Origin of the sequence: Bradyrhizobium brasilense, assembly GCF_029714345.1 — a bacterium.
Classification (GTDB): Bacteria; Pseudomonadota; Alphaproteobacteria; order Rhizobiales; family Xanthobacteraceae; genus Bradyrhizobium; species Bradyrhizobium australafricanum.
Genome location: NZ_CP121669.1, coordinates 8,420,390 through 8,430,775, shown reverse-complemented (window position 1 = coordinate 8,430,775; position 10,386 = coordinate 8,420,390). Strand labels below are relative to the sequence as shown.

At 57.7% G+C, this 10,386-nt stretch carries 11 protein-coding genes; 2 read left to right on the top strand and 9 right to left on the bottom strand.

What is annotated here, in order from left to right; genetic code table 11:
• Positions 1 to 103: 103 nt before the first annotated feature.
• Genes QA635_RS39095 through QA635_RS39065 form a run of 7 tightly spaced genes read right to left on the bottom strand, consistent with a single transcriptional unit; the run spans position 104 to position 6,499 of the window.
• Complete coding sequence (locus tag QA635_RS39095) at positions 104 to 886, bottom strand: ABC transporter ATP-binding protein (RefSeq protein WP_482151234.1); 783 nt, start codon at positions 884 to 886, stop codon at positions 104 to 106.
• Between the two features lies 1 nt (position 887).
• Complete coding sequence (locus tag QA635_RS39090) at positions 888 to 1,844, bottom strand: ABC transporter permease (RefSeq protein ID WP_341850450.1); 957 nt, start codon at positions 1,842 to 1,844, stop codon at positions 888 to 890.
• Between the two features lie 7 nt (positions 1,845 to 1,851).
• Entirely contained in the window at positions 1,852 to 2,703 is an 852-nt protein-coding gene (locus QA635_RS39085) for a glycosyltransferase family 2 protein (protein WP_283065229.1), read from the bottom strand.
• Positions 2,700 to 3,629, bottom strand: coding sequence for an NAD-dependent epimerase/dehydratase family protein (locus QA635_RS39080; RefSeq protein WP_283065227.1), 930 nt, complete (start codon positions 3,627 to 3,629; stop codon positions 2,700 to 2,702). Before QA635_RS39080 ends, QA635_RS39085 begins: the two co-directional genes overlap by 4 nt.
• Positions 3,626 to 4,348: a nucleotidyltransferase family protein gene (locus QA635_RS39075; RefSeq protein WP_038381229.1), complete on the bottom strand. Its 723-nt coding sequence runs from the start codon at positions 4,346 to 4,348 to the stop codon at positions 3,626 to 3,628. The genes QA635_RS39080 and QA635_RS39075 overlap by 4 nt, the downstream gene beginning before the upstream one ends.
• Positions 4,349 to 4,362: 14 nt before the next feature.
• Positions 4,363 to 5,364, bottom strand: a complete 1,002-nt coding sequence (locus QA635_RS39070) for an SDR family NAD(P)-dependent oxidoreductase (RefSeq protein WP_283065224.1) — start codon at positions 5,362 to 5,364, stop codon at positions 4,363 to 4,365.
• Entirely contained in the window at positions 5,339 to 6,499 is a 1,161-nt protein-coding gene (locus tag QA635_RS39065; RefSeq protein WP_283065222.1) for a glycosyltransferase, read from the bottom strand. The genes QA635_RS39070 and QA635_RS39065 overlap by 26 nt, the downstream gene beginning before the upstream one ends.
• Positions 6,500 to 6,818: 319 nt before the next feature.
• Between QA635_RS39065 and QA635_RS39060 the strand changes: the two genes are divergently transcribed.
• The gene (locus tag QA635_RS39060; RefSeq protein WP_283065220.1) at positions 6,819 to 7,103 is read left to right on the top strand and encodes a DNA -binding domain-containing protein; all 285 of its coding nucleotides are present in this window, start codon (positions 6,819 to 6,821) and stop codon (positions 7,101 to 7,103) included.
• A gap of 534 nt (positions 7,104 to 7,637) precedes the next feature.
• On the opposite strand, the gene QA635_RS39055 is transcribed toward QA635_RS39060, so the two are convergent.
• Entirely contained in the window at positions 7,638 to 8,276 is a 639-nt protein-coding gene (locus QA635_RS39055) for a hypothetical protein (protein ID WP_283065218.1), read from the bottom strand.
• 3 nt (positions 8,277 to 8,279) lie between these two features.
• A complete protein-coding gene (locus QA635_RS39050) occupies positions 8,280 to 8,864 on the bottom strand; it encodes a LabA-like NYN domain-containing protein (RefSeq protein WP_283065217.1) in 585 nt (194 codons plus the stop codon).
• Between the two features lie 1,020 nt (positions 8,865 to 9,884).
• On the opposite strand from QA635_RS39050, the gene QA635_RS39045 reads away from it, so the two are divergent.
• The gene (locus QA635_RS39045) at positions 9,885 to 10,319 is read left to right on the top strand and encodes a hypothetical protein (RefSeq protein WP_283065215.1); all 435 of its coding nucleotides are present in this window, start codon (positions 9,885 to 9,887) and stop codon (positions 10,317 to 10,319) included.
• Positions 10,320 to 10,386: the final 67 nt, after the last annotated feature.

Genomic DNA, 10,386 nt, shown 5'->3' with positions numbered 1-10,386 from the left:
TCTGAAACCTGCTGAAGGGACGTGGAGGTTCATGCAATCACCGTAGCCTTTGACCGAACTATGCCCTGTCTTACGATCTTGATCTCGTGAGCGCCGACCGTTGCTAGCGCGGATCGAGTGTGGCGCTGCGATAGGCCGACAAGATCTCGTCGATTTGGCCGGCGGCTCTAACGCGCCCACCGTCCAGCCATACGGCCTTCTCGCACCACGTCCTGCAGATCTGCTCGTTGTGGGAGGCCAGGACGAGAACGCTGGCATTCTCCACGAATGATTTCAGGCGTTGTTCGGCTTTGGCGAGGAAGCCGGCGTCACCGGCGAGAATCCATTCGTCCATTAGGAGGATCTCGGGGGCGAAGCACGTGGCTACGGCAAATGTGAGCCGCGTCAGCATGCCGGACGAGTAAGTGCGTGCCGGCAATTCGAGATAGTCGCCGAGTTCAGTGAACTGTCCGATCCCCGGAATCAGTTGGTCGATCTCTTCAGGATCGAGGCCCAACAGAAGTCCACGAAGCTTGATATTGTCGAGCCCGCTCAACTCAGGATCTATCCCAAGTCCAATGTCGAACATCGGCGATATTCGCCCCGAAACGCGGACCGCGCCCGAGGCTGGCTCATGGATTCCTGCCATAACGCGTAGCAACGTCGTCTTGCCGGCTCCGTTGGCGCCCACGAGTGCCACGCGGTCGCCGACAGAGAACCTTAGCGATACATTCCGCAAGGCCTCTACCACCAGGCGGTCATTCGCATCGCTCGCGATCCGTCCTCGCGATCCTCGATACAGAAGGCCCTTCTTCAGAGATCGCGATCCCCCACTGTAAATCGGAAAAGAGACGCTGACGTTGTCCAGTGCCAATCGTTCGATAGTTGCGTTCGTCAAAGAGGACATTCTAGACCCAATAGGAGATGCGTTCGCGGAATCGGCCAAAAAACAGCCCGACGACGACGAGATTGATCAGGGTCATCGTGATGACCACCACGTAAGTGGCGGCTGTCGGAATGTCGCCTAACAAAGGTTCTCTCACGATCTGGATCAGATGATAGAACGGGTTCCAGTCCACGATGAGCGTGCGATCTTTAAGCTGATCGGACTTCCACATGATCGGCGTGATGAAGAACAGGATTTGGACGACGGAGCCGATCACCTGTGGGATGTCGCGAAAGCGTGCTGAAGCCATCCCGATGAAGAGGGTTAGCAAAGCGCCGTTGACCGTGAGGAGTAGGAACCCTGGTACGGCCAGCAACGCATTTGCGCCCGGCCAGTTGTGGAAATAAGCCATCACGCCCAGGTAGATGACGAAGTTATGGGCGAAGATGATGACCTTGCTCCAGGTCGCCCGAAATACGTACAACGCGTAGGGCAACTTAATCTGCTTGATGTAGGTCTCGGAGCCAACGAACAACAAGCCGGCTTCGGTCAGGAAGCTGGAGAAATAGCCCCAAACAAGGAAGCCGACGCACAGATATGGGAGAAAATCGTCGATTCGGCTTTGAAAGATCTGCGCGTAGAGAAGCCCGAGAGAAACGATCATGATGGCCATACTGACCGTGAGCCAAAGCGGGCCGAGAACCGAACGGCGGTATCTCTGCATGATGTCGTTCCAGCCAAGCCGGAGCCAGAGCCTCCGCTGGCGAGCGGCGGACGCCATATCGGCGATAGCAAGCGAGGCGCGCGACTTCCGTTCATTTACAGCTAAGCTGCTTGGTGCCGTCTGCGGACCGCTCTTGCCAATTCCCCTATCTGTCATACCGAGCGCGTCCTTGTCGGGTCTTCTTGCTGATGGCTGATCCAGCGGCATTGAGCTCGTGCCGAAGACGGGCATGCGATCGAGCCGATTACGTTTCACGGGCAATTTATCTCTCCAGACCGCGGTTCGGGGTGGCGTCCATTCGGTTGCTCTCCCGATCGGTGAAATAGACTGCAACGTTGCGGAGTTGGACGATCGAGAGTCGCCGTAGGTACTTCGCGAGCGTCCAAGCGACGAGCGGAGCGTACTCCCACGCGCTGATCAGGCCCGTTCTCCACAAAGAGAGATGCGTGCGCATTTCGCCCAGCTGCATGGCATGTAACCGGCCGCTTAGCCCCGTTGTTCCGAACGCCGGCTTATCCGCTCGCGCGAGCGTTTCGTCCATTCTCACGGATCGGATGCCGGAGAGAACATGTGCGGCCACGAACCAATAATCTTCACACGCATAGGTCTGAGGGAAATGGTGCCTGACAGCATCTCGTCGCATAACGACTGTTGAAATAGGCGCGACATTGGCGACCAGGATGGCGCCCCGCGTAATGCATCGTGCGTTGATCGGCCCATTGAGGGACGACCATGCGGTGCCGGCGAAACCCTTGCGATGGGAGCTCAGCAGCGGTGCTCCCGGAGCCAGCATCAGCTCCATTTGAATCCTTAGCTTTTCTGGATGCCACTCGTCGTCTGCGTCGAGAAATGCCAGAAAAGGCTCCGAGCTTGCCAGGATGCCGGTATTGCGAGCGGCACCAGGACCACGGTTTCGGGGAAGCTTGATCAACTTGATCGGTTGAGCGACATACTCACTGCAAATCCTGTCAGTGGACTCGTCGCCGCTCGCGTCGTCCACTACGATTACTTCGCGTGGTTGAAGCGTCTGACACGCCACGGAGCGCAAGGCGCGCCGCAGCGCATCGCCGTCGCGGTAAGTAGGGATGACGACGGTAAGAGGGGCCGTATTCAAAGCGACACCCGTCCGTTTTCAGCCTGTGCAGCAGCGAGCATCTGGCGCAAGATCGCATCGACGTCCGGAAGCGGAACCGCGATGCCGAGTTGGCTCAGACGACTGGCATCGCCGATAATGATGTCGAGGTCGCTTGTGCCGCGTCGCTCTCCCTCAATTTCGTGAGTGATCGGGGCGTCGACGATCTCCATGAGGCGGTCGACGAGATGCTGAACGGTGGTGCCGACCCCCGTGCAAACGTTGACGATCTGCCCAACAGCGCGGGGAGTTTCAGCCAGATCAATAAGAGCGCGGGCTGCATCAGCGGCGTCAATAAAATCACGCACGGCATTTAGCGGGCCGGTTCTCAACGTCCGCTCAGAGCGGAGCGTCGCCGCGAGTTGGCTCACGAAGCTTCCCAATGCCGTTGAACGGGGCGCTCCGGCGCCGATCGGATTGAAAAGCCTAGCCATGATGACCGGTAACCCACGAGCATGCGCGGCAAGACCGTGATGGGTTTGTGTCAGCTTTGAAATGCCGTAGAGGCTCAGAGGGGTGCAGGGATCGGCTTCCCGAACGATGCCATCCCTATGTATGGGGCGGCCGTATTCTGCAGCGCTTCCCGCCAAAACAACCGTGGGCGGCTGATCGACGCTCAGTGCGGCCTCAAGAATATGGGCCGCCAGAATGACGTTAGATTGATAGATATCCTCCGGCAGGTCTGAATGCGTCTGACCAGCCAGATGAAAAATCATTGAAGGGCGCACGCTATCCAAAACGCCGCTCAAGTCATGCCGCGTGGGCGGCCTCGGAAGTAGAATCGATCGGTCGTCGGCGGAGCCTGGCGATCTGCACAAGCCAACGGCCTTCACGCCCCGCCGTGTCAGCTCGCGCCTGACATAGTGGCCAAGGAAGCCGTTCGCTCCGGTGACCAGTGCGACTGTCATCGCTCACTCTGCAAAAACAGTTCCCGCTTCTCTTCAAACAGCTGCTGCGCCGTGGCGTAGTCCTCCGGCCTTCCAATATCGAGCCATAGGCAATCCTGCGATCGGCAGAGGACGGATTTACCGGCTTCGATCAAAATTTGCATAAGGTGCGGCATGTCGAGGTACTTGCCGGGCACCAGATGAGGAGCAACCGAACCGCGGTTGAGGACATAGAGACCCATGCTGACCAAATGAGAGTAGGTGGGCTTTTCACGATAGCCCGTAAGCCGCATGTTGTTGTCAACCTCGACCAAGCCGAATTCGATCTTCGTGCTTCGTTTGAAAACGGCAATCGACGCGGCGGTTGGCTGCGTGCGATGCTCCTGCACCATTTTAGCTATGTTGAAGTTCGTGAGCAGGTCTCCGTTGGCGACGATAAAATCGTCGCTGAGCTTGTCGAGCGCATAGGCTAACGATCCTGCAGTCCCCAACGGCTCGTCTTCCAGTACATAGTCGATCTTCAACCCGAACTTGGAGCCATCCTCGCAAAATGCGCGGATCAGGTGATGCAAGTGATTGACAGAAAGTACTACCTCTTGAACGCCGGCGGCTTTCAATTGACGGAGCAATAGCTCGAGTACGGGCAAATCTCCGAGCGGCACAAGCGGCTTCGGAAAAGATGCGGTGAACGGCTTCAGGCGTGTACCTTTGCCGCCCGCCATAATCAGGGCTTTGGTCATATGACGAGTGTTCGCTAAATGTTGTAAAGGTTGGCGCGATATGAGCCGATATTGGCTTCGACAAAATTGATCGTGAGCTTCAGCCCCTCGTCAATCGAGGTGCCTGGCGTCCACTGCAAAAGCCGCCGGGCTTTGTCATTGTTTGAGACAAGCCGAAGGACTTCGCTCATTGCGGGGCGAATGCGCTTCGGATCTTGCACAATTCGCTTTCTCACGTTCATCAGTGATAGTATTCGCTCGGCAAAGTGGCTAACGGGAAACGTCTGGCCGGTACCGAGGTTGATTGTTTCGCCCTCGATCCCGGGCGTCGCGCCTGCCGCGAGAAATCCGGACACCGTATCCCCCACGAAGGTCATGTCGCGCAATGTATCAAGAGCGCCGAGCTCAATGACGTCGCGCGTCAGGGCTTGGGAGATGATCGTCGGAATGAAAGCGCGGGCCGATTGCCGTGGGCCGAACGTGTTGAAGGGGCGGACGGTCACGACAGGCGTCGAGAAGGAGCGGGAGTAGCTTTCCGCGATCTTGTCGGCGCCAATCTTGGACGCGGAATAGGGTGATTGCCCCTGGAGCGGATGAGCTTCGTCAATCGTCTCGGTGGTTGCGGTCCCGTAAACCTCGGAAGTCGAGGTGTGCACGACGCGCGAAACGCCGAGCTGCCGCGCAGCTTCCACGACGTTCAGAGTGCCTTCGATATTTGTTCGCACGTAGCTTCGTGGCGCGACGTATGAATACGGAATCGCGATCAAAGCGGCCAGATGAAAGACAATATCCTGGACGCGTACCGTCTGAGTGACGAACTCAGGGTCTTCGATGTTTCCAGCGACCACGTTGATTGAATTCTTCAGATCCGGCGACAGATGCTCAAGACTTCCCCAAGCTGGAGAAGAACTGTACCGGATCATAGCCGTCACATCAGCGCCGGCTCGCGCGAGGGCTTCTGTGAGGTGGCTTCCTATGAAGCCGGCGGCGCCCGTAACGAGGACTTTTCGTTTATGATAGAATTGGTTGAGATCCATGATCGCACGGCAGTTGAACTAGAGTTGCGTTCTCACGATTTGTGATGAGGCGTGAATAGATTTCGAGGATCTTCGGAACGACGGCGTCTCTTGAGAATCGTTCATCAAACTGCTGGCGAGCCATTCGGCCCATATGGTTCCGAGAGGCCGGGTCGCGCGCGAGACGCACAATAGCCTCGGCGGCAGCCACGGGGTCGTTGAGCGGCACGAGAAAACCATCAACCCCGTCCCGAACGACTGAGCGGCAGCCAGGGACATTCGTTGCGACCATCGGTATGCCGTAGCCAGCGGCCTCCATGAGCGCTCTCGGCATTCCTTCACTCTCGGACAAAAGGATCGCAATGTCGGTGCGCTCCCAGACTGTCGCGATGTCGGGAGCCTTCCCCATCCAGGCGACGCCGTCGATCGTGGTGAGTTGGTTGAGCTCGTCGACTGTATAGCTGGTCGGATTTCCTGGGTCTGGCGTCCCCCAGAGCTCCAACTCGATTCGCGGCTCCCGCGCCCGAGCGAGCGATACGGCCTCTACTGCGGTCGCGAGACCCTTCGACCTGAGCATCCGTCCCAGAAACGCGACTCGGACGGGTCCGTCACTCGATCTTTTAGTCGAGCGACGGGAGCCAATCTCGATACCCCATCCACCGAAAATCACGGAATCCGCCGGATGCGGAAACTCGCGGCGATCATCTTCATTCTCAAATGAGACGAGTGCGGTTCGCCCTCGCGAGAGCCAGCAGGCTTGCAGGCGAACGAAACCTCGGGCCATTTCGGCAGCCCATCCAGCGCGTCCCCACAGCTGCCCAAGGCCTGTGAACGAGGCGAGGAGAGGATACTTCCGTCCAACCGGGCCCGATAAGCCTAACAGCACGATAGATCTTATGGAAAGCGCATGGACGAGGTCCGGCCGTTCCTCAGCCAGAATTGTGCGAAGACGCAGGATCGAACGAAGTAGAGAAACAAGCGACAAAGAGGCGCGCTCCGTCGGCATCTCCAGCAGACGGAAGTCTTCTCGTTCGATCGCATCCCGCTGGTGCCGCACAAAAGTAGCGACCATGACATCAAATCCCGCCGCTCGCGCCGCGCGGGCCGGCTCAAGGAAGTGGGTCGTGAACGTCTCGTCTTCCGGTACGATGTACAAGATCCGAGGCCGAGCCCCGGCTCGCCCAACATCCACCATACCAAACCCCACCAACCAAACCGATTTGTCACTGCAACAAAAAGTAACAATGACGAAAGTAAACAATCTAAAGTGTACTCAACCAGTAGACTAGTGACAGAATGCGTTCGCTACCTGGGGGTAAAACTTTGTACGAAACGATCCAATGCGCGCGTGCACCCCGCAGGAGTGCTCAAATTACATCACAACCGCGCGGTTCGTACCGTTGGCCACCGCAGAGGAAATCACCAATCGGCCCAAATGGCGTGTGAAAAGCAGCGAGTAAATCCACGGAGAGCCTATGCGCGAGATGCCGCTTGAGCCCCATGTCGCCGATTCTGCGCCGGTGGATGATATCCTGACGCCATACGACAAAGAACATGCGATTACATATCTGCGCATGCTGGATGCCGATGCTGAAGGTGCCGACTGGCGCGAAGTCACGGCAATCGTCCTCGACATCGATCATGAGCGCGAGCCGATCCGCGCCAGGCAAGCGTACGAATCGCATCTCGCACGGGCGAGGTGGATGAGCAATTGCGGATACAAACTGCTGCTCAAGCATGGCTGGCCGGCATCAAACTGAGCAGAACTGTCACACGAGCGCCCGCGTGTGATGAAATCCACGAAAGAAAGGCGCTCTAGCGCTGGATTTAGACGCCAGCTGGACCAGATTGCATTAAAATGTTCGGTTCTGTGGGAGATAATGATGCAATTAAGCGGATTTCATAGTGAAACCAGCATGGAGCGAGATATGACCAGTCATTTCTCCCGACTCCTCTATCGCTTCCGCATGCGCACGTATGCGGAGACAATGTTTCGGCGCAGCAGGCGCGAGAAGCAGGAAATGATCTGGCTGCAGTCCAGCCTGATGCGGCTCGGGAGCGAATTACGGCGATCTGAGCGCTGGTCCAGCGCGGCATCCAGCAATAGGCTAGAACCGGCACGGTAACGATGCGGCTAAACCTCTCCATACGCTGATTTAGCTTCATCGGAGGATCGCAAATTTACCCAGTGCGCCCCGTTAAACCACGACAATACGTCTAGGGAACAAGTCGAACGCTCGACATAGGCTCGGCCCGCCACACCGGCACCAAGCCCAGTCAATTCGATACATTCGTTAATCCGCGCCGTGAGAGAAGACACGAGTGCCGAGTGGCCATGTCCGTTGGTTTCCAATCGGACTTGCTCCAATTTCCCAACCCGCTCCACCCCATAGGATGTCAACCACACCAAGGTCGCCCATGCCGTCACGGACAAAGAATATGTTCGGAATGGAATTGGTCTGCAGCGTCCCACTTTCTCCATTGGCCTGCAGCCTCAAGAGGCACCACACATTCGCGAGCTGGGTCTCATCGCGAGCGCCCGGTTCTTCGCTGATGGCGACCGCATTTGAGGGGTTCCTTAAGATGTAGGTTTGCAGAGATGGATCGCCTTCGGTTTCGACTTTGACTGCGTACCGGCGCATGAAGGTCGCGCCAAGCCACGAGATCCTGACTCGGGCCGTTGGCGTAATGTCTTCCTTAAAGTGCTCCCGCGCGACGAATGCTTCAGTCTCGAACAGTTCGCCAGCCTTCCGCTTCAACGAGCATTCGACCCTGACATCTGGAACAACGGGCGACGATCGACCGTCATCGGCCCTGCTCTCCGCCGGTGTCGCACTGATCACCCATATCAGCAAAAGACGGACGAGATACGAGTTGAGCACTAACCGGCGCACTGTCTGCGCCGCCGTCAGGTTGCACGAAGTTGCCGCCATGCGTTATTCCGCGATGGCTGAATCGCGGTACCTGATAGCACCTGATGAGGGGCCGAGCCGTTCGGACGGATCGCGCTCCACCTTCAGCTTCAACTGCGCTAGGTCAATAAATTCGTCCGCCTGGCGCCGAAGTTCGTCGGCGATCATGGCCGGCTGGATTGCAAAGCTGGAAACGACGGTCACGCGGACGCCACGACGCTGCACGGCTTCGACCAAGCAACGGAAGTTGCCGTCGCCGGAGAACAGGATGATCTGGTCGACGTGCTCAGCGAGCTCCATGGCATCGACTGCGAGCTTGATGTCCATACTGCCCTTCGCCTTGCGACGACCGCAGGCGTCTGCGAATTCTTTGGTCAGCTTAGTCACAACCGCGTAGCGGTTGTAGTCAAGCCAATCGAGGAGCGGCCGAACTGCTGAATATTCCTGATCCTCGACAATCGGCGTGTAATAGAACGCCCGCAACAGCGTGCCGCCGCTCTGAAACAAGTCGGGCAGGCGGTTGTAGTCGATGTCGAAGCCGAGCGCCTTCGCGGTTGCCTGGAGGTTGGGACCATCGATAAAGAGCGCGATCTTGCCGCACGGTGACATGGCTCAATTCGCGCTCTTCATCTGTGGTCTCCGATGCTTCAGAGCGGCAGCCAATGCTGTCTGCCGTGATTCGGGCATGCATACCTTGGTTCTGTCGGCTGCGCTCTAACGAACACAGTACGAAGCGGACGAACGGGCCGGTCTCGTTTCTCGCCAGAGTGTGTTGTCTCTGCGTCGCCCCATTAACGTTCCTAATGTCGGTGTGGTCGGGATCATCCGCGCGGTTGGCGGCTTCCATGACGATGCGCGCGCCAACCTAATCAGCTTGAAGCTTGATTGCCTCAGGCATTTCAGGATGTCGCGGCCCCAGCTACGCCAAGCGGGCGCTCTTGGCGGCCGGCCGGACCTACATCGCGAATATCGATGCCCTTCCTCTTTCAGGACGAAGGCACGCGAGCCGAGGGCCAAGAGTGAATGTTCTATTTGATTTTCGGCTGGCGAGCTTCGCGTTCATTTTAGGGCCTATGTGAACCCGAACTGAAAGCAATTTGGAGCCCGTCATTCGCTGCCGCAGAACAATTAGTTCAGAGCCATAATCATGATGACTCCGACGCAAAAACAAAAAATAGAGTGGAGAAAACGACGGGAGGATGGACAATGGAAGCCGTAAGTCGCTTGCGAGCGATGGCGTCGCTATGTCGACAGAGTGCTGCGCATCATCCTGACAGAAGTTGGAAGCTGCTCGCCGAGGCTGAGTACTGGGAGCACTTGGCGGCTGCTGCGCTCTCGGATCACTTCAAGGAATGCGCCCCAGCGCGAACGAAGTAGCGCGGCCCCAAGCCACAGCTAACGAAGAACACGCGGGAGCCTATCGCCCCCACGTAGAGCGCGGCGCCGATGCCGGTGCTCCTTTAATCGGGTCCAGCGTTCGCTAGGCGGCTTCGACGGCAAAGGCAAATCCTAGCGCGCCACGCCAGACCGCGGAGCGGATACCTTGACGTCAACCGGGAACCAGAGCGTACTGTCCAACGATCGACATGAACGCCAGCGAGTTTGAGCGGGCGAACGAATAGGACCATCATGTCCTCCGGCTCCAACAGCAGTGTCGCCAAGAAAGCTCGCACGAAAGCTGAGGCGGATTTTGCCACTTGGCTCATGATCGCCAAGCTCGGTGGTTTCGATGACCTTCCGACAAACGCACAGAGTTTTCTGGTTAACTATCGAGCCCGCCTCGAGACGATGAGCGAGGCCGAGTCCACGGCCCTGGCCGTTCGTGAAGTCTACAGCGCTTACTACAGCGAGATGGGAGGTGTGGGCGCGGCCCCAGAACCAAAGGCTCGCAAACCAACCACAGAGGGCAAAGTCGTGCGGCTCCAAAGCGGGCCTAAGTCCCGGCCCCGTCTATCGACTGCGCGCCAATCGACGTGGCCGATACTCCGAAGATCCCTTTCGGCAATGCTGATTTTCGCCGGCATGGTGGCTCTGATTGTCGCTTATAGAGTTCTGATGCAGTAACATTTAAACCAGCCCGCTGGTCATCGACGACACGGCGATGCCAAAGAAGGGCGATCGTTCGGTTGCT

Bases quoted from the DNA above. Each gene is read 5' to 3' on its own strand.
- QA635_RS39070 (WP_283065224.1), bottom strand. From the start codon at position 5,364: ATGGATCTCAACCAATTCTATCATAAACGAAAAGTCCTCGTTACGGGC.
- QA635_RS39045 (WP_283065215.1), top strand. From the start codon at position 9,885: ATGTCCTCCGGCTCCAACAGCAGTGTCGCCAAGAAAGCTCGCACGAAA.
- QA635_RS39095 (WP_482151234.1), bottom strand. From the start codon at position 886: ATGTCCTCTTTGACGAACGCAACTATCGAACGATTGGCACTGGACAAC.
- QA635_RS39060 (WP_283065220.1), top strand. From the start codon at position 6,819: ATGCGCGAGATGCCGCTTGAGCCCCATGTCGCCGATTCTGCGCCGGTG.
- QA635_RS39075 (WP_038381229.1), bottom strand. From the start codon at position 4,348: ATGACCAAAGCCCTGATTATGGCGGGCGGCAAAGGTACACGCCTGAAG.
- QA635_RS39055 (WP_283065218.1), bottom strand. From the start codon at position 8,276: ATGGCGGCAACTTCGTGCAACCTGACGGCGGCGCAGACAGTGCGCCGG.
- QA635_RS39080 (WP_283065227.1), bottom strand. From the start codon at position 3,629: ATGACAGTCGCACTGGTCACCGGAGCGAACGGCTTCCTTGGCCACTAT.
- QA635_RS39050 (WP_283065217.1), bottom strand. From the start codon at position 8,864: ATGTCACCGTGCGGCAAGATCGCGCTCTTTATCGATGGTCCCAACCTC.